Origin of the sequence: Pseudomonas sp. 18175 (assembly GCF_050432925.1) — a bacterium.
Taxonomy (GTDB): Bacteria; Pseudomonadota; Gammaproteobacteria; order Pseudomonadales; family Pseudomonadaceae; genus Aquipseudomonas.
The window spans coordinates 15,527-34,555 of the sequence record NZ_JBKFTO010000036.1 but is presented as its reverse complement, the minus strand read 5'-3'; the positions used below and the strand labels follow the sequence as shown (position 1 = coordinate 34,555).

At 61.0% G+C, this 19,029-nt stretch carries 16 protein-coding genes; 12 read left to right on the top strand and 4 right to left on the bottom strand.

What is annotated here, in order from left to right; genetic code table 11:
• Positions 1-2 precede the first annotated feature (2 nt).
• Positions 3-302 carry an ArsR/SmtB family transcription factor gene (locus ACLD1Y_RS30085; RefSeq protein ID WP_429481293.1) on the bottom strand — a complete coding sequence of 100 codons (300 nt, stop codon included), beginning with the start codon at positions 300-302 and terminating at the stop codon, positions 3-5.
• 90 nt (positions 303-392) lie between these two features.
• Between ACLD1Y_RS30085 and ACLD1Y_RS30080 the strand changes: the two genes are divergently transcribed.
• The 3 genes from ACLD1Y_RS30080 to ACLD1Y_RS30070 all read left to right on the top strand — a co-directional run bounded on the left by ACLD1Y_RS30080 (position 393) and on the right by ACLD1Y_RS30070 (position 5,372).
• Positions 393-1,484, top strand: coding sequence for an NADH:flavin oxidoreductase/NADH oxidase (locus ACLD1Y_RS30080; RefSeq protein WP_429481292.1), 1,092 nt, complete (start codon positions 393-395; stop codon positions 1,482-1,484).
• A 281-nt stretch (positions 1,485-1,765) separates the two neighbouring features.
• Positions 1,766-3,883, top strand: a complete 2,118-nt coding sequence (locus ACLD1Y_RS30075; protein ID WP_429481291.1) for a TonB-dependent siderophore receptor — start codon at positions 1,766-1,768, stop codon at positions 3,881-3,883.
• 127 nt (positions 3,884-4,010) lie between these two features.
• Positions 4,011-5,372, top strand: a complete 1,362-nt coding sequence (locus ACLD1Y_RS30070) for a hypothetical protein (RefSeq protein ID WP_429481290.1) — start codon at positions 4,011-4,013, stop codon at positions 5,370-5,372.
• Between the two features lie 159 nt (positions 5,373-5,531).
• Here the strand turns inward: ACLD1Y_RS30070 and ACLD1Y_RS30065 are convergent, their stop codons facing one another.
• Positions 5,532-6,254, bottom strand: a complete 723-nt coding sequence (locus ACLD1Y_RS30065; RefSeq protein WP_429481289.1) for a FadR/GntR family transcriptional regulator — start codon at positions 6,252-6,254, stop codon at positions 5,532-5,534.
• A gap of 248 nt (positions 6,255-6,502) precedes the next feature.
• On the opposite strand from ACLD1Y_RS30065, the gene araD1 reads away from it, so the two are divergent.
• From araD1 to araH, 6 genes are all read left to right on the top strand, one after another.
• Positions 6,503-7,492 (top strand): AraD1 family protein, encoded by a 990-nt coding sequence (araD1, locus tag ACLD1Y_RS30060; protein ID WP_429481288.1) that lies wholly within the window; start codon positions 6,503-6,505, stop codon positions 7,490-7,492.
• 10 nt (positions 7,493-7,502) lie between these two features.
• Positions 7,503-9,083 carry an aldehyde dehydrogenase (NADP(+)) gene (locus ACLD1Y_RS30055; RefSeq protein WP_429481287.1) on the top strand — a complete coding sequence of 527 codons (1,581 nt, stop codon included), beginning with the start codon at positions 7,503-7,505 and terminating at the stop codon, positions 9,081-9,083.
• Between the two features lie 38 nt (positions 9,084-9,121).
• The gene (locus ACLD1Y_RS30050; RefSeq protein WP_429481286.1) at positions 9,122-9,985 is read left to right on the top strand and encodes an SMP-30/gluconolactonase/LRE family protein; all 864 of its coding nucleotides are present in this window, start codon (positions 9,122-9,124) and stop codon (positions 9,983-9,985) included.
• Positions 9,986-10,143: 158 nt separating this feature from the next.
• The gene (locus ACLD1Y_RS30045; protein ID WP_429481285.1) at positions 10,144-11,148 is read left to right on the top strand and encodes a substrate-binding domain-containing protein; all 1,005 of its coding nucleotides are present in this window, start codon (positions 10,144-10,146) and stop codon (positions 11,146-11,148) included.
• A complete protein-coding gene (gene araG, locus ACLD1Y_RS30040; protein WP_429481284.1) occupies positions 11,145-12,647 on the top strand; it encodes an L-arabinose ABC transporter ATP-binding protein AraG in 1,503 nt (500 codons plus the stop codon). Before ACLD1Y_RS30045 ends, araG begins: the two co-directional genes overlap by 4 nt.
• A gap of 9 nt (positions 12,648-12,656) precedes the next feature.
• The gene (gene araH / locus ACLD1Y_RS30035; RefSeq protein WP_429481283.1) at positions 12,657-13,625 is read left to right on the top strand and encodes an L-arabinose ABC transporter permease AraH; all 969 of its coding nucleotides are present in this window, start codon (positions 12,657-12,659) and stop codon (positions 13,623-13,625) included.
• Positions 13,626-13,755: 130 nt separating this feature from the next.
• On the opposite strand, the gene ACLD1Y_RS30030 is transcribed toward araH, so the two are convergent.
• Positions 13,756-14,904, bottom strand: coding sequence for an aldose epimerase family protein (locus tag ACLD1Y_RS30030; RefSeq protein WP_429481282.1), 1,149 nt, complete (start codon positions 14,902-14,904; stop codon positions 13,756-13,758).
• 137 nt (positions 14,905-15,041) lie between these two features.
• Here ACLD1Y_RS30030 and ACLD1Y_RS30025 point away from each other — a divergent pair, with 137 nt between their 5' ends.
• Positions 15,042-15,809, top strand: a complete 768-nt coding sequence (locus ACLD1Y_RS30025; protein WP_429481281.1) for an SDR family NAD(P)-dependent oxidoreductase — start codon at positions 15,042-15,044, stop codon at positions 15,807-15,809.
• 89 nt (positions 15,810-15,898) lie between these two features.
• Here the strand turns inward: ACLD1Y_RS30025 and ACLD1Y_RS30020 are convergent, their stop codons facing one another.
• Positions 15,899-16,495, bottom strand: a complete 597-nt coding sequence (locus ACLD1Y_RS30020) for a glutathione S-transferase family protein (protein ID WP_429481280.1) — start codon at positions 16,493-16,495, stop codon at positions 15,899-15,901.
• 277 nt (positions 16,496-16,772) lie between these two features.
• On the opposite strand from ACLD1Y_RS30020, the gene ACLD1Y_RS30015 reads away from it, so the two are divergent.
• Entirely contained in the window at positions 16,773-17,996 is a 1,224-nt protein-coding gene (locus tag ACLD1Y_RS30015) for an MFS transporter (RefSeq protein ID WP_429481279.1), read from the top strand.
• A 103-nt stretch (positions 17,997-18,099) separates the two neighbouring features.
• Positions 18,100-18,933 carry a glutathione-dependent disulfide-bond oxidoreductase gene (yghU, locus tag ACLD1Y_RS30010; protein WP_429481278.1) on the top strand — a complete coding sequence of 278 codons (834 nt, stop codon included), beginning with the start codon at positions 18,100-18,102 and terminating at the stop codon, positions 18,931-18,933.
• The last annotated feature ends 96 nt before the right edge of the window (positions 18,934-19,029 follow it).

Below are 19,029 nucleotides of genomic sequence, written 5' to 3'. Positions count from 1 at the left end.
ACTTAATGTTGGGCCAAGATGCTCGCCAGCAGGCCGGGAAAGCGGTCTTCAAGGTCTTCTGCCCGCAACGCGTTCATGTGGGTGGTGCCTACACTGCGGGTTTGCACCAGGCCAGCATCACGCAATACACGGAAGTGGTGAGACATACTGGACTTGGGCCGCCCGCCGTCCAGTTCGCCACAGGTGGCCTCGGGCACACTGGCCAGACAGCGCACGATTTCCAGGCGCACCGGGTCGCTCAGGGCGTAGAGCACGCGTTCGAGGGTCAGGTCTTGAAGGGGAGGATGTTTGAAGGCTCGCATGGGTCGCATGATAACGGGGGGTTTCGCTTAAGGCTATAGTTCGACTACTATCGAACTATCGAAACATTCACACACTTGCTGGAGTTCACCATGGCCGCATTGTTCGAACCGTTCACACTCAAAGACGTCACCCTGCGCAATCGCATCGCTATTCCGCCGATGTGCCAGTACATGGCCGATGACGGCATGCCCAACGATTGGCACCACGTGCACCTGGCCGGCATGGCCCGTGGCGGGGCAGGGCTGGTGGTGGTCGAGGCCACAGCGGTTGCGCCTGAAGGCCGGATTACCCCAGGTTGCACCGGTATCTGGAGCGATGCACACGCCGAAGCCTTCGTGCCGATGGTCAAGGCCATCAAGGCAGCAGGTTCCGTGCCGGGTATCCAGATTGCCCACGCCGGTCGCAAAGCCAGCGCCAACCGCCCGTGGGAAGGTGACGACCACATGGCCGCTTCCGATGCCCGCCGCTGGGAAACCATCGCGCCGTCAGCCATCGCCTTTGGTGCCAACCTGCCGCAAGTGCCCCGCGCCATGACCCTGGCCGATATCGAACGCGTCAAACAGAACTTCGTCGACGCCGCACGCCGTGCCCGTGACGCGGGCTTTGAGTGGATCGAACTGCACTTCGCCCACGGCTACCTGGGCCAGAGTTTCTTCTCCGAACACTCCAACCAGCGCACCGACGCCTACGGCGGCAGCTTCGACAACCGCTCCCGTTTCCTGCTGGAAACCCTGGCGGCCGTGCGTGAAGTCTGGCCGGAAAACCTGCCGCTCACCGCGCGTTTCGGCGTGCTCGAATACGACGGCCGCGACGAGCAGACCCTCGTCGAATCCATCGAACTGGCCCGTCGTTTCAAGGCTGGCGGCCTGGACCTGCTGAGCGTCAGCGTGGGCTTCACCATCCCTGACACCAACATCCCGTGGGGCCCGGCCTTCATGGGGCCGATTGCCGAACGCGTGCGCCGCGAAGCCGGTATCCCGGTGACTTCGGCTTGGGGGTTTGGCACGCCGCAGTTGGCTGAGGGTGCGTTGCAGGCGGGGCACTTGGACTTGGTGTCGGTGGGACGTGCGCATTTGGCTGACCCGCATTGGGCGTACTTTGCGGCGAAGGAGTTGGGGGTTGAGAAGGCGTCCTGGACCTTGCCTGCGCCGTATGCGCATTGGTTGGAGCGCTATCGCTGATTGGGAATAAGCAAACCGACTAACGATGTATGAGTAACCAATGTGGGAGGGGGCTTGCCCCCGATGGCGGTGTGTCAGACAGCTCATCTGTTGCTGATACACCCTCATCGGGAGCAAGCCCCCTCCCACATTTGCCTTGCATTGCTCTTGATACAAAGCTGTTACCCAAAAAATAGTGAATGAGAATAGATATCAATCGTCGATATCTTGGTATACCATCGCGCCGCGAAAATCTGGCAGGTATGCCGCCCCATCTGGCTCATTCACTAGGTTCATCATTCATGCGTCGTACCCTGGTTTCCATTTGTGTGCTTCAGGCGTTTTCCCCTTTGAGTTGGGCAGAAGTCGAGCCGGTCGAAAAAGCCGCGCTTGAGTTGCAAGCCACCAGTATTACCGGCACCGCCGACTACGAGACGGCCCAAGGCCCGGTCCAGGGCTACCGCGCTACACGTTCAGCCAGTGCGACGCGCACCGACACCTCCATCCATGAAACCCCGCAGTCCATCAGCGTCGTGACCAAGGACGCCGTCGAAGATATCGGCGCCACCCGCTTGCAGGACGCCCTGGATTACGCCGGCGGCGTTGGCCGTGCCAACAACTTTGGCGGGCAGGGCCTCACCACCTTCACCGTGCGTGGCTTCACCACCGGTGAGTTCTACCGCAACGGGTTCCCCATCAACCGTGGCTACCCGAACATGCCGGACGCCAACACCATCGAGCGCCTCGAAGTGCTGCGTGGCCCGGCCACCATGCTCTACGGTCGGGGCGATCCTGGCGGTACGTTCAACGTGGTCTCCAAGCAACCGCTGCCTGAGCGCACCGTGACCCTGGGCAGCCAGTTGAATGACCAGGGCATGAAGCGCGGCACCCTGGATGCCTCCGGGCCGCTGGATGAGGAAGGCCGCCTGGCCTATCGCCTGAACGTGGTGGGCGAGGGGGGTGAGACTTTCCGTGATCATGTGGAAACCGAGCGTTACGGCATCACTCCGGTGATCACTTGGCAGGCCACCGACGCCACCAAGGTGATCTTCGAAGGCGACTTCATGCGCAACAACCACCCGCTGGATCGTGGTCTCACGCGGTTTGCCACTCAAAAAGGCACTGCGTCACGCGATACGTTCTGGGGCGACAAAGATGCGGGCAAGCTGCATAACGACAACAGCGTGGCCCAGTTGCGCTTCGAGCATCTGCTCAACGACAACTGGACCTTGGGCGGTGGCTTCCAGTACCTGGACGGCACCTTGCAGGGCAATGGTATCGAAGCCAATAGCCTGGCCGCCGACGGCCACACCCTCAACCGCAACTTCAACTACCGCAAGCTGGAGTGGACCGACAAAGACACGCAGCTGAACCTCACTGGGCATTTTTCGACGGGCGGGTTTGAGCACACCTTGCTCACCGGCGTGGAGTTTGAAGACTACGACTACAAGTCGATCATCCAGCGCTCCAGCGCCGCCTACACCAGCGATATTTTCAACCCGGTCTACGGCAAGCCGCGTCCTGCACTGACCAGCACGCCAACCCACGACACCGAAAACCTGAAAACCTACTCCGCGTTTGTCCAGGACCAGGTTGCCCTGACTGAGCGCCTGAAAGTGTTGGCCGGTGCGCGTTTCGAGCGGTTTGAGCATGACTACAAAAGCTACGTGACGGGCGTTAAACCGTGGAGCGCCAGCGATAACGCCGTCACTCCGCGCGTGGGGGTGACCTATGACCTTACCGACACGGTCGCGGTCTATGCCGACGCTGCGCGTTCGTTCAAGCCCAACACAGGCGCTAGCCTTCAGGGTGGTGGGTTCGACCCGGAGAAGGGCAAGTCCTATGAGATGGGCGTCAAATGGGAAGGCTTTGATCGCCAGTTGAGTGTTGACGCCGCGATCTATCAGATCGACAAGAAAAACGTGCTCACCACCGACCCTGCGGACTCGAACTACAAGGTCGCAGCAGGCGAGGTACGTAGCCGTGGTTTTGACTTGAACGTGGCGGGCAACCTGACGCCTGAGTGGCGTGTCATCGGCGGTTATGCCTACGTAGATGCCAAGGTCACCAAGGACAACACGATTCGCGTCGGTTCACACCTGGCCAACATCCCGCGCAACAGCTTCAGCTTGTTGAACGTGTACGAGTTCCAAGATGGCACCCTCAAAGGCCTGGGCCTTGGCGCAGGCACCAAATATGTCGATGAACGTGTCGGCCAGACGTCCAACACCGCGTTTACCATGGACGGCTACACCGTCGTCGACCTGCTCAGCTACTACAAGGTCAACGACAAGGTACGCCTCAACCTCGACGTGAAAAACCTGTTCAACCGTGACTTCGAAGAGGGCGCGTTCGGCAACTTCTACGCCTACCCAGGTGCCCCCCGCACCGTCCAGGTCGGTATCGCCTATACCCTGTAAAACCCAGCGCGGCTTGCAGCCAATTGCAAGCCGCGTCACACCCCTGACATTTGCCCTCCAATAAGCATTTACGCCTGCCCCCGATAGATGAGAAAAGCATGCCCATTTCCCCGGATATGGACATCTCATGCCTCGTTCAACCCTGATCGCCCGCGTGCTTGTGGCGCTGCTGGCCGGCCTTGCCCTCTGGTACATCTGGATCATCCTCAGCGCCAAGTTGGAAATCGGCGGCGCCAGCCCCGATCAACAAGCCGTCGGTACGCTGCAAGGCGTGCGGCCTCGGGCGATCAGCCAGGATTGCACCGGGCTGGTGGTGACCGCCCAAGGAACGTGGCTGGTGGGGCGTGTGGAAAATGAATACGAACAATTGGAGCCTGCGGCCGAGCGGGTTGATCTCAATGGGTTGCTTGCCGGTGAGCCACCGCGAGATCCGCAAACCACGGTTGTCGCGCGTCTGGACGCTAATGGCGTGTTCAAACCGGTGGCCCAGGTCAGTGGTTCGGCCTGCCTGGTGACGAGCGCGGACGGCGCAAAGGTTTTTCTGTTGACTGACTTTGAGCGGCCCAACGATGCAGGCGGCCAGACCGTCGTGTTCAGCAGCGACGACCAGGGCAAAAGCTGGGCCTGGCTGAACGCTGGTTTTTTTCCCGACGTAAACGATGCGGCGACGAATATCTCAACGTACTTCTACGGCAAGCACGAGGTGTGGGCCTGGCGCTGGGCCGAGGATGAAGACGCGCAGTCCGGCGTGTATTACTCCGCCGATGGCGGCGCCCACAGCTTGCCGATTACGGTGTCGCAACCGCTGGCAGTGCCGGCCGACTACGTGCGCAGCAAGCGCCCGGATATCAAGGAGTGGCACGACTCAGTCGACCAACTCACGCATGTTCTGCAAGTCAGCCCGGAGCGCGCCTTTATCTGGGTGTCCCAGCGTTTCTGGGCCAGCCATCCCGATGGCAAGAGCGACAACCTGGCAATCAGCGTCACCACCCGCGTGCAGCTGCAACGCACGGCGGGCAAATGGCAGGTGGAAAACATTCAGCGGGAAAATGGCCTGTATATCTCCGCGCTGTCGGATAACGGTGCCGGACGCGTGATTGGCTTGATCGACCAAGGGCAGCACGGGCGGGCGGTGGTCGCCGAGTTGAACACCACCAGCCTGGCGTGGAAGCCCCTGGGCGAGGTGCCCAGCGTATTCTCGCCACTGCCCGCGGATACCCAAGCGCGCGAGCTGTGGGTGGGGCGCAACAGCCTACTGATCAGCACCTACAGCGATCACCGCCCGCCGCGCTGGTTGTATTGGTGGGGCGAGGCAAGCATCTGCGCTGATGCGGTGTTCTATTCCATGGATTGGGGGCAGTCGTGGAAGCGTTTGGCGGTTGACGGCTACAGGGGCGTGCGCGGGTTTGAGGCTGCAAGCGACCGGGTGTTCTGGAGCAAGCAACACAGCGGTGATGACACCCAGGTGTATTCCTACGGTTTGCACTGAACCAGCGTCATACTCGGTCAAAAATGTGGGAGCGGGCTTGCTCGCGAAGGCGGAGTTTCAGTCACTTTATGTGTGTCTGATACACCGCATACGCGAGCAAGCCCGCTCCCACATTTGGATTTATTTAAGCCTGAGGGTTCTCGGGCGTTCGTACCTGTCTTAGAGCGGCGTGAGCACATTCATCACCGTATCCAGCGCCACCCGCGTGTCATCCAATTGCACCAGCGACGCATGCCGCGCACCCAGTGCATCGCGGTTCTGGATCGCGGTAAGGATCGCCTTGTGCCGGGGCAGGCTCAGGCCCTGGATATCCGGGCGGCGGTTGGTGATGTTGATGGATTCGCGCAGCGGCAACGACAGCATGTTGCACATATAGGCCAGCAGGTCATTGCGGGTGGCATCGGCGATGGCGCGGTGGAAGTCCAGGTCGGCCTGCAGCAACTGCTCGTGGGTCGTTGCGGTTTCCATGCCCTGGTAGGCCTGTTCGATGGTGGCGATGTCTTCATCGGTGGCGGTGGTCGCGGCCATGGCGGCGATTTCCGGCTCCAGGATGCGCCGCACACCGGCCAGGGTGTTGAAGAACTCACTGTGGGGCGTGGACTGCATCAACCAGGACAGCACGTCCGGGTCGAGCAAGTGCCATTTCAAACGAGGCCGCACCACCGCGCCCACCCGTGGCTTGGAATACACCAGGCCCTTGGCGCTCAGCACGCGGGTGGCCTCACGCAACACCGAGCGGCTGACCTTGTATTCCTCGCACAGCGTGGCCTCCATGGGCAGCCGTTCTTCAGGTTTGAAGCGACCGGAAACGATGGCCATGCCCAAGTCTTGAACGATTTGGGCGTGCATGCTTTTGCGCGGCTTGGGCGGCTGCTGATCCATAACGGGAGAAGGCTCTGGTTTGAATGGGCGGCATCATAACATCCCAATTAGTGGGAACGGCGTAGGCTTAGACTCAACGAATACTCTCTATATTGTACGACTATATTGTTTTCTATCTCCTTTTTGACGCTAATAGTGAGCGTATCTGAATGGTTGTTTAGTAAATAGTACTACTATATAGTCGTTTCCAATCTCTATAAAAACAACAGGCGAAGATCGCCCCTGCGCCGATTTTCGGGAGGAAAAACATGCGGTTAGTCCAGTTCGAGTTGAGTAACGGTGAGCGTCGGGTCGGCGTGGTGGAAGGCGTCAGGCTGCTGGAAGTGAACAGCGCCCGTAGCGTGCGCGAATTGGCCTTGGCCGCCATCGATGCAGGAGTGGGCCTGGCGCAACAGGTCAATAGCCAGGGCCTTGGCGCCAGCCACGACTACGCTGCATTGCTGGCCGAGCTCAAAATCCTGCCGCCCCTGGATCACCCCGATCCGGCCCATATGCTGGTCACCGGCACTGGCCTGACCCATCTGGGCAGCGCCGCGGCCCGCGACAAAATGCACCAGGCCGGTGACGACACCGCACTCACCGACACCATGCGTATTTTCAAATGGGGCTTAGAAGGCGGCAAACCCGCAGCGGGCGAGGCGGGGGTGCAACCGGAATGGTTCTACAAGGGTGACGGCAGCATCGTGGTGCGCCCCGGTGAAGCCTTCCCGGTGCCACCGTTTGCCGACGACGCCGGTGAAGAGCCAGAGATCGGCGGCCTCTACGTCATCGGTCCCGACTGCAAGCCGTATCGCGTGGGCTTTGCGGTAGGCAACGAATTCTCCGACCACGTCATGGAACGCAAGAACTACCTGTACCTGGCCCATTCCAAACTGCGCAGTTGCAGTTATGGCCCGGAGCTACGGGTGGGCGAATTGCCGCAGAACCTACAGGGCACCAGCCGTATCCTGCGCGACGGCAAGGTCATCTGGGAAAACGAATTCCTCAGCGGCGAAGCCAACATGTGCCACAGCCTGGAAAACCTCGAATACCACCATTTCAAATACCGCCAGTTCCTAAAGCCTGGCGATGTGCATATCCACTTCTTCGGCACCGCCACCCTGTCATTCGCCGACGGTATACGTACCCAGCCGGGAGATGTGTTCGAGATCAGCCAGGCCGAGTTCGGCGCGCCGCTGGTCAACCCGGTCGGCAGCAGCGACGCGGCGTTTGAACCCGGCCACGTCATCACCCTTTAAGGAGACCTTCATGACCCAGTTTCTCGGCCACAACTACATCGGCGGCCAGCGCAGCGCCAACGGCAGCGTCACGCTGCAAAGCGTCGATGCCAGCACCGGCGAAGCCTTGCCCCACGCCTTCTACCAGGCTACCCCGCAGGAAGTCGATGCCGCCGCCCAGGCTGCGGCGAAGGCCTATCCTGCGTATCGTGCACTGAGCGCGGCGCGGCGTGCGCAGTTCCTCGATGCGGTGGCCGATGAGCTGGACGCGCTGGGCGATGACTTTGTCGAACTGGTGTGCCGCGAAACCGCGTTGCCCGCTGCACGCATCAAAGGCGAACGCGGCCGCACCAGCGGCCAGATGCGCCTGTTTGCCAGCGTGCTGCGTCGCGGTGATTTCTACGGCGCCCGTATCGACCAAGCGCTACCAGAGCGTCAACCGCTGCCGCGCCCGGATCTGCGCCAATACCGCATCGGCCTGGGCCCGGTGGCGGTGTTCGGGGCAAGCAATTTTCCGTTGGCATTCTCCACGGCGGGCGGTGACACCGCCGCTGCCTTGGCGGCAGGCTGCCCAGTGGTGTTCAAGGCCCACAGCGGGCACATGGCGACGGCCGAACAGGTGGCCGATGCAATCATCCGTGCGGCAGTCGCCACCGAGATGCCTGCCGGTGTGTTCAACATGATCTTCGGCGGCGGCGTGGGCGAGGCGTTGGTCAAGCACCCGGCGATCCAGGCGGTGGGTTTTACCGGTTCGCTCAAGGGCGGTCGGGCCTTGTGCGACATGGCAGCTGCGCGCCCGCAGCCGATCCCGGTGTTTGCCGAGATGTCGAGCATCAACCCGGTGATCGTGCTGCCCCAAGCCTTGAACGCACGCGCCGACAGCATCGCCCGCGACCTCACCGCCTCGGTGGTGCAAGGCTGCGGCCAGTTCTGCACCAACCCTGGCCTGGTCATTGGCATCGCATCCCCGGCCTTTACCGCGTTCACCCAACAAGTGGCGCAATTGATCGGCGATCAACCGGCACAAACCATGCTCAACGCCGGCACCTTGGGTAGCTACGGCAAGGGTCTGGAAAAACTCCTGGCGCACCCAGGCATTGAGCATCTGGCGGGCAGCAAACAAACCGGCAATCAGGCGCAGCCACAGCTGTTCAAGGCCGATGTACGCCTGCTGATCGATGGCGATGAAGTGCTGCAAGAAGAAGTCTTCGGCCCCACCACGGTATTCGTCGAAGTCGCCGACCAGGCCCAACTCAGTGCGGCCTTGCATGGCCTGCACGGTCAACTCACGGCGACGATCATTGGCGAGCCGGTCGACCTGCAACAGTTCGCCGAGCTCACGCCGCTGCTGGAACAGAAAGTCGGGCGCATCCTGCTCAACGGCTACCCGACGGGCGTCGAGGTCTGCGATTCGATGGTGCACGGCGGCCCGTATCCTGCAACCTCGGATGCCCGTGGCACCTCGGTCGGCACCTTGGCCATCGACCGTTTCCTGCGCCCCGTGTGCTACCAGAACTACCCGGACAGCCTGCTGCCCGACGCGTTGAAAAACGCCAACCCGTTGCGTATCCAACGCCTGGTGGATGGCACGCCCACACGCGACCCGCTGTAAAACGCAGGCCTGAGAACAATAAAAATCCAGGAGGCATCATGTCGTGTATCGCCGTTACCCCGCACCGTGCGCAATTGGGTGAAGGGCCGTTTTGGGATGGGCCGACCCAGGCGCTGTACTGGGTCAATATCGCCGGTAAACAGGCGCTGCGCCTGATGGGCGGGCAGTTGCATGTATGGCAGTTGCCCGAGCATGTCTCGGCCTTTATTCCGTGTGAAAGCGGCGATGCCTTGGTGACCTTGAGCAGCGGCGTGTATCGGCTGGACCTGGTCACCGAGGCCCTTACGCTGTTGTGCGTGGCCGACCCTCAACCGGGCAACCGTGGCAACGAAGCCCGCTGCGATGCCCAGGGCCGCCTGTGGCTGGGCACCATGCAGAACAATATTGGCGAGCAGGGCGAAGACTTGCCGATCACCCGGCGTTCCGGTGGCCTGTTTCGCATCGATGCCGAGGGGCAGGTCACGCCGTTGCTCAGCGGTTTGGGCATTCCCAACACCTTGCTGTGGAATGACGACGCAAGCCATGTGCATTTTGGCGACAGCATGGACGGCACGTTGTACCGGTTTGCCATCCGACCGGACGGCCAACTCGACCCTGCCCACCCATGGTTTGGCCCTCATGAGCGCGGTGGGCCTGATGGTTCGGCGATGGACGTTGAAGGCTATATCTGGAACGCCCGGTGGGATGGCAGCTGCCTGCTGCGCATCGCCCCGGATGGCAGCGTCGATCGCATTGTCGAACTGCCTGTCAGCCGCCCCACCAGTTGTGTGTTCGGTGGCTCCAACCTCACCACCCTTTACATCACTAGCGCGGCCAGCCCTTTGGATCACCCATTGGACGGTGCCGTGCTGTCGATTGAAGTGGACGTACCCGGAACACGCTGCACTCGCTTCGCCGGATAACGAACGGGCTTCAATTGTGGCGAGGGAGCTTGCTCCCGCTGGGGTGCGAAGCACCCCCAAAAAAAGCTTGGGCCTGCTGCGCAGTCCAGCGGGAGCAAGCTCCCTCGCCACGCTCGTTTCTATGGTTCTATTTAAAAACAACAACAAGGAGTCACCCTATGAATCGTCGTCGTGGTTTGCGTTCCCTGGCCTGCGCCGCTGTGGCGGTCTCGGCCATGAGCCTGAGCGGGCTGTTGCTGGCCGCCGAAGAAGTGAAGATCGGCTTTTTGGTCAAGCAGGCCGAGGAGCCGTGGTTCCAGACCGAGTGGGCCTTTGCCGAAAAAGCCGGCAAGGAACACGGTTTTACCGTGATCAAGATCGCCGTGCCCGATGGCGAAAAAACCCTCTCGGCCATCGACAGCCTGGCCGCCAACGGCGCCAAGGGTTTTGTGATCTGCCCGCCGGATGTGTCCCTGGGCCCGGCCATCGTCGCCAAGGCCAAGGCCAACGGCCTTAAAGTGATTGCCGTGGACGACCGTTTCGTCGACGCCAAGGGCAACTTCATGGAAGACGTGCCGTACCTGGGCATGGCCGCCTTCGAAGTGGGCCAAAAACAAGGCGCCGCCATGGCTGCCGAAGCGAAAAAACGCGGCTGGGACTGGAAGGACACCTACGCGGTGATCAACACCTTCAACGAACTCGACACCGGCAAGAAGCGCACCGACGGTTCGGTCAAATCCCTGGAAGAAGCCGGTATGCCCAAGGACCACATCCTCTTCACCGCCGCCAAGACCCTCGATGTACCGGGCAGCATGGACGCCACCAACTCGGCCTTGGTCAAGCTGCCTAGCGGCGCGAAGAACCTGATCATCGGCGGCATGAACGACAACACCGTGCTGGGCGGCGTGCGCGCCACCGAAAGTGCCGGCTTCAAGGCCGCCAATGTGATCGGTATCGGCATCAATGGCACCGACGCCATCGGCGAACTGAAAAAACCTGACAGCGGCTTCTTCGGCTCGATGCTGCCAAGCCCGCACATCGAGGGCTACAACACCGCCCTGATGATGTACGAGTGGGTCACCAAAGGCACTGAGCCGGCCAAGTACACCGCCATGGACGAAGTGACCCTGATCACCCGCGCCAACTTCAAGGAAGAACTGACCAAGATCGGGCTGTGGCAATGACCGCTGCGGCCTTGCGGTTTGACGGCATCGGCAAGACCTTTCCCGGAGTCAAGGCGCTGGATGGCATCAGCTTCAGCGCCCACCCCGGGCAGGTGCACGCTCTGATGGGCGAGAACGGTGCGGGCAAGTCGACGCTGCTGAAAATCCTCGGCGGCGCCTACATTCCCAGCAGTGGCTCGTTGCAGATCGGCGAGCAGGTCATGGCCTTCAAATGCGCTGCCGACAGCATTGCCAGCGGCGTGGCGGTGATTCACCAAGAGCTGCATTTGGTGCCGGAAATGAGCGTGGCCGAAAACCTGTTCCTCGGGCATTTGCCGTCGCGCTTTGGCGTGGTCAACCGGGGGCTGCTGCGCAAGCAGGCCCTGGCGTGCCTCAAGGGGCTGGCGGATGAAATCGACCCGGCTGAAAAGCTCGGTCGCCTGTCCCTGGGCCAGCGCCAACTGGTGGAAATCGCCAAGGCGCTGTCCCGTGGTGCCCATGTGATCGCCTTCGACGAGCCCACCAGCAGCCTGTCGGCGCGGGAGATCGACCGCTTGATGGCGATCATTGCGCGCCTGCGGGACGAGGGCAAAGTGGTGCTCTATGTCTCGCACCGCATGGAAGAGGTGTTCCGCATCTGCAATGCAGTCACGGTGTTCAAGGACGGCCGTTACGTGCGCACCTTTGACGACATGAACGCGCTCACCCACGACCAGTTGGTGACCTGCATGGTCGGCCGCGATATCCAGGACATCTACGACTATCGGCCGCGTGAGCACGGCGAGGTGGCGCTCAAGGTTGACGGTCTTCTCGGCCCCGGCCTGCGTGAGCCCATCAGCTTCGATGTGCACAAGGGCGAAATCCTCGGCCTGTTCGGCTTGGTGGGGGCAGGGCGTACTGAGCTATTTCGGCTGATCAGCGGCCTGGAACGTGCCAGCGCCGGCAGCCTGCAATTGTGCGGTGAAACCCTGCAATTGCGTTCACCCCGCGACGCCATCGCCGCCGGGGTGCTGCTGTGCCCGGAAGACCGCAAGAAGGAAGGCATCATTCCGCTGTCCAGCGTGGCCGAGAACATCAATATCAGTGCCCGTGGTGCGCATTCGGCCTTTGGCTGGCTGTTGCGCGAGCGCTGGGAAAAGGGCAACGCCGACCGGCAAATCAAGGCCATGAAAGTCAAAACGCCAAACGCGGCGCAGAAGATCATGTACCTGTCCGGCGGCAACCAGCAGAAGGCCATTTTGGGGCGCTGGCTTTCGATGCCGATGAAAGTGCTGCTACTGGACGAACCCACGCGCGGCATCGATATCGGCGCCAAGGCCGAGATCTACCAGATCATCCATAACCTTGCAGCCCAAGGCATTGCGGTGATCGTGGTGTCCAGCGACCTGATGGAAGTGATGGGCATCAGCGACCGCATCCTGGTGCTGTGCGAAGGCGCGCAACGCGGCGAACACACCCGCGAACACGCCACTGAATCCAACCTGCTGCAACTGGCTTTGCCGCGCAGCGTGGCGAACTGAGAGACGACTATGACCCTTCAACAAAACGCGCTGCCCACCGCCCGCAAACCCCTGGATGTGCGGGCACTGCTGGACAACTGGGCGATGCTGCTGGCAGCGGTGAGCATCTTTTTGCTGTGCGCCTTGCTCATCGACAACTTCCTCTCGCCCTTGAACATGCGCGGTTTGGGGCTGGCGATTTCTACCGTAGGCATCGCCGCCTGCACCATGCTGTTCTGCCTGGCGTCGGGGCACTTCGACCTGTCGGTGGGCTCGGTGATTGCCTGTGCCGGTGTGGTGGCGGCGATTGTGATGCGCGACACCGACAGCGTCATGCTGGGGATCGGCGCCGCGTTGCTGATGGGCCTGGTGGTCGGGCTGATCAACGGCATTGTCATCGCCAAGCTGCGGGTCAATGCGCTGATCACCACCTTGGCGACCATGCAGATCGTGCGTGGCCTGGCCTATATCTTTGCCAACGGCAAGGCAGTAGGGGTGTCCCAGGACCAGTTCTTCGTGTTCGGTAACGGCCAGTTGTTGGGCGTGCCCGTGCCGATCCTGATCACCATTTTGTGCTTCCTGTTCTTCGGCTGGCTACTCAACTACACCACCTACGGGCGCAACACCATGGCCATCGGCGGCAACCCGGAAGCGGCGTTGCTGGCGGGGGTTAACGTGGACCGCACCAAGATTCTGATCTTCGCTGTGCATGGTCTGATCGGCGCGTTGGCCGGGGTGATCCTGGCTTCGCGCATGACCTCGGGCCAGCCGATGATCGGGCAGGGGTTTGAGCTGACGGTGATCTCGGCGTGCGTGTTGGGCGGGGTGTCGCTCAGTGGTGGGGTTGGCATGATTCGCCATGTGATTGCTGGGGTGTTGATTTTGGCGATCATTGAAAATGCGATGAACCTGAAGAACATCGACACCTTCTATCAGTACGTGATCCGGGGTTCGATCCTGCTGCTGGCTGTAGTTATCGACCGCATGAAACAACGCTAAATCCCTGCATGTGATGATCCAAATGCAGGTGAGGGCAAATGTGGGAGGGGGCTTGCTCTCGATTGCGGCGTGTCAGTCAAAGTTGCGTCAACTGAACCACTGCTATCGGGAGCAAGCCCCCTCCCACATTTTAATCAGCGCTGAACTTGAAAATTGTGTTTTGGCTATAAGTCTGCCCAGGGTTCAAACGGGTTGATTTAAAGTTTGGCTGGTTAGGCGCATCCGGAAAATGCTGGGTCTCCAACGTAAACCCACTCCAGTGCTGATACGTCTTCCCAGCTTTACCCTTCACCGTCCCATCCAGGAAGTTGCTGGTATAAAACTGCACCCCAGGCTCGGTGGTGAACAGTTGCAAGCGCCGCCCCGACTCAGGGTCATGCACCTCGGCGGCCAACTGCTTCACATCGCCCTTGGTATCCAGCGCCCAGTTGAAGTCGAAGCCACCTTGTTTGGGTTCGGCAAACTTGAGCTGCGGATGATCATCCTTGATGTGTTGGCCGATGGGTGTGGGTTTGAGGAAGTCCATCGGCGTGCCTTTCACCGGCGCCAACTCGCCGGTGGGGATCAGCGTGGCATTCACCGGCGTGTAATGGCTGGCATGCAAGGTAGCGACTTGCTTGAGAATATCGCCATTGCCCGCGCCGGCGAGGTTGAAGTAGCTGTGGTTGGTGAGGTTGAGCACCGTGGGTTTGTCGGTGGTGGCCGTGTAGTCGATGTGCAGTTCATTGTTGTCGTTGAGGCGGTAGGTGACCTCGGTTTTCAGGTTGCCGGGGAAGCCCATTTCACCGTCCTTGGACAAGTAGGTGAGGGTGACGCCCACCGAATCCTTGGCCTTGAGCGGCGTGGCGGTCCACACGTGTTTGTCAAAGCCATGGGCGCCGCCATGCAGGGAATTAGGGCCGTCGTTGAGTGGCACCTGGTAACGCTTGCCGTCGAGCTCGAAGGCGCCGCCGGCCAGGCGATTGCCGAACCGCCCGATGGTTGCGCCAAAAAATGCCGTGCCGGCCTGGTAGCCCTGCACATCGTCGAAGCCCAGCACCACGTCTTCGACCTTGCCATGCTTGTCCGGCACCTTGAGCGACTGCAACACGCCGCCGTAGGTGATCACCGTGGCTTGCATGCCGTGGCTGTTACGCAGGATGTACTGTTCGACGGCGGTGCCGTCATTGGTTTTACCGAAGGCTTTGTGCTCACTGCTGAGCCCTGCGGCCTGGGCGCCGCCACTGGCGATCAGCATGGACATGGCCAGGCCCGAGAGCAGGTATCGAGGGTGCTTCATGGTCGAACTTCCTTTTGTTGTTTTCAGTGGAATAGTTCTACTAATGTGCGATATTTTGTCGATTGGACAGCAGATTTATAGCCGTTAAAGCCGTTTTTGCAAAATAAAATAAGACTAATTAAGCGAGGCATCTTTACATGACTACCCAGCACGCCGTTTACCCCGACCTCGAAGGCAAGACCGTACTGATCTCCGGGGGCGCCTCGGGTATCGGTGAATTCATGGTGCGGGCCTTCGCCGCCCAAGGTGCCAAGGTCGGCTTTGTGGACCGTGCCCAAAGCCAGGGCGAACGCCTGGCCGCGTTGTTGAGTTCCCGTGGGCACACGGTGGAATTCGTCAATTGCGACATCACCGATGAGATCGCCTATAAGGCCGCGATCGGGCGTTTCGAACATTCCCTTGGGCCAATCACCGTGCTGGTGAACAACGCCGCCAACGACGTGCGCCATACCCTGGAAGAAGTCGACTCGGACACCTTCGACAAACTCATCTCGGTCAACCTCAAGCATGCCTTCTTCGCCGCCAAGGCCGTGGTGCCGATGATGAAAACCGCGGGCGGCGGCTCGATCATCAACCTCGGCTCGGTGGGCTGGATGATGGCCTCGGCCGGCTATCCGGTGTACGCCGCCAGCAAAGCCGCCGCCCACGGCATGACCCGCGCCCTGGCCCGTGAACTGGGGCCGAGCCACATCCGCGTGAACACACTGGTGCCGGGCTGGGTGATGACCGAAAAACAACTGGCCATGTGGGTCGACGATGCTGCCAAGGAACTGATCAGTCGCAGCCAATGCCTGCCGGGCAGCGTGCTGCCGGAGCATATCGCCAATATGGCGCTGTTTTTGGCTTCCGATGCCTCGGCGATGTGCTCGGCGCAGAACTTTATTGTGGATGGGGGATGGGTCTAAACCGGGCTCAATCTCCCAGGCTGCAACGATTAAATGTGGGAGTGGGCTTGCTCCCACATAAGCCCATTCCAACATGTGATGGGTGGTGTTTATTCGATCGGGTATTTCTTGAAAGCTGGATGCTGCTCAAGGCGTTCAGCCAGGCGTTTCAACTTGGGAAACGCCTCAGCCTTCACCACCGACGCCACGGTGAACTGGCTGAAGGACCACGCCACGGCCGCAGTGAGGTTGGCTTGGTTCAGTGTGTCACCGTCATCCAACTGCTTCTCCAGCAGCGAATAAGCCGCCAGCAACTGCCCGCTGATGCGATCAAGCCATGGCGCATGCAGCTTCTCGGCCGGGCGCAGGTTGTGTTCATACACGATCTGCACGCTCTTCTCGCAGGCCGCCAGGGCCAGGCCCAGCAGTTGCAGGTCGTGGGCACGGGCGGCGGGGGCCTGGGGCAGCAGCTTTTTGTGGGCCGGGGCCAGGGTTTCCAGGTAGTCGAGGATCAGGCTGGAGTCCATCAGCACTGTGCCATCGTCCAGCACCAGGGTCGGGGCCTTGACCACTGGGTTGATCTGGGAGAACTCGGTGAAGGTGCTGAACACCGACAGCGATTGATGCTCAAACGGCACCCCATACAGCTCCAGGGAAATGGCCACGCGGCGTACGTAAGGTGAGTCCAGCATACCGATCAGTTTCATGTAGCCTCCATTGCTCACAACGAAATAGGCTCAAGAGATTAAGGGCACTGGATCGGCCTGCGCAATGGCTTTGTGTCATTGCCTATAAGCGCGCACCCGGTGGTCGGTCAGGATGCTTTCGAGGCGCTCGTTTATGCCCGGCTCCGGTTGCGCTAGCTCGGCCCGACCGCGGGCATGTTCGGGGTTTCAGTCAAAAACACAAGGGTTTGCATCATAGATCATCCGAGTTGACGACCCTAGACTGGCCGTCACGCTAACGTCCCGAGGATCTCGTTTGATGAATAACTGTGTTGCTCAAGGCTCGCTGCATGCGCAGGTAGAGCCCGCCACCCCGGCCTGGATGGCGGTGTTTTCCCTGGCGATGGGGGTGTTCGGCTTGTTGACGGCGGAATACCTGCCGGCCAGCTTGTTGACGCCGATGGCGATGGACCTGGGCGTGTCCGAGGCCCTGGCCGGCCAAGCCGTGACGGTGACCGCAGTGGTGGCGTTGTTCGCCGGGCTGCTGGTGCCCGGCCTAACGCGTGGGATCGACCGGCGTGTGGTGCTGCTGGGGTTTTCCCTGCTGATGATTGCTTCAAACCTGTTGGTGGCATTGTCCTCCAGCCTCGCGGTGTTGCTGTTGATGCGCATCCTGCTGGGCGTCGCCCTGGGTGGTTTCTGGAGCATGGCGGCGGCTGTGGCGATGCGCTTGGTGCCTGCGGCGCTGTTACCCCGTGCGCTATCGATCATCTTCAGTGGCATTGCGGTGGGTACGGTGGTTGCCGTGCCGCTGGGCAGCTACCTCGGTGGTCTGTACGGCTGGCGCAGTGCGTTTCTTGCCGCAGCCGCCGTCGGCGGGGTGACGTTGGTGTTCCAGCTGTTCACGCTGCCACGCCTGGCCCCCACGGGCACCGCACGTCTGCGCACGGTACTGGATGTGCTGATGCGTCCGGGCATCGCTATCGGCATGTTTGGCTGCGTGCTGGTACACACCGGGCACTTTGCGTTGTTTACCTACATCCGGCCGTTCCTGGAGAGCACCACGGGCGTCGGCACACAAGGGCTGGCCTTGCTGCTGCTGGGGTTCGGGGCAGCCAACTTCATCGGCACGTTGCTGGCGGGTTGGATGCTGGTGCGTTATCCGCGCGGCACCCTGGTGTTGATGCCAGTGTTGGTGGGCGTCGCGGCGCTTGCCCTGGTGCTGTTGCCCGCTTCCCTGCCAGGTCAGGCGATGTTGCTGGTGCTGTGGGGCTTGGCGTTTGGCGGGGTGCCCGTGGCGTGGTCGAACTGGGTGGCCCGCGCCGTGCCGGACCAGGCTGAAAGCGCCGGTGGCATGGTCGTGGCTTCGGTGCAGTCGGCCATTGCGGCGGGGGCGGCCGGTGGGGGCGCGATGTTCAGTGTCAGTGGCATCGGCGGGGTGTTTCTCGGCGCGGGTGTGTTGATGTTGCTGGCGGCCTTGTTGATTGCGTTGCGGGTCAACGTGCCGAGCAACGGTAGCGTGGGTGCGTCGCTGCATCTTTGAAGCGGCCTTGCAGGTTGATGGCAATTGACTGTGTGACGAGTCATCAACCTTTGGTTTAGTCTGGAGCGCTTCGTTGATCGCAAGCGCCTGTGGAGCAGTAAGCATGACCGACTACGTAACCCCTAAAGTCTGGACCTGGGACACCGAAAACGGCGGCACTTTCGCCAGCATCAACCGGCCCATCGCCGGCGCTACACACGAGAAAGAACTGCCCGTTGGCAAGCACCCGTTGCAGCTGTACTCCTTGGCCACACCCAATGGGCAAAAAGTCACCATCTTGCTGGAAGAGCTGCTGGCTCTGGGGCACAGCGGCGCAGAATACGACGCCTGGCTGATCAAGATCGGTGATGGGGACCAGTTTGGCAGCGGGTTTGTCGGCATCAATCCAAACTCCAAGATCCCAGCCTTGCAGGACCGCAGCGGCGCCACGCCGATTCGCGTATTCGAGTCCGGCGCGATCTTGCAGTACTTGGCAGAGAAGTTCGGCGCGTTCTTCCCCACCGAGCCTGCGGCCCGTGCCGAGTGCCTGTCGTGGTTGTTCTGGCAGATGGGCAGCGCGCCGTACCTGGGGGGCGGCTTTGGGCATTTCTATGCGTATGCGCCGAGCAAGATGGAATACGCGATCAACCGCTTTGCCATGGAGGCCAAGCGTCAACTGGATGTGTTGGATCAGCGCCTGGCCGTGAGCGAATACATCGCTGGGGATGAGTACACCATCGCCGACATCGCGATCTGGCCTTGGTACGGTGGGTTGGTCAAAGGCCGCTTATATGGCGCAGCGGAGTTTTTGTCGGTGCATGAATACAAGCACGTGCTGCGTTGGGCGAATGCGATTGATGCGCGGCCGGCGGTGCAAAGGGGGCGGCGGGTGAATCGGGTTTCGGGTGAGCCACATGAGCAACTCGCCGAGCGCCATTCTGCCAGCGACCTGGACTAAAGGCTCAACACAATCAAAATGTGGGAGCGTGCTTGCTCGCGAAGACAGTGTGCCAGTCACCGAAAATATTGACTGATCCACCGCCTTCGCGAGCAA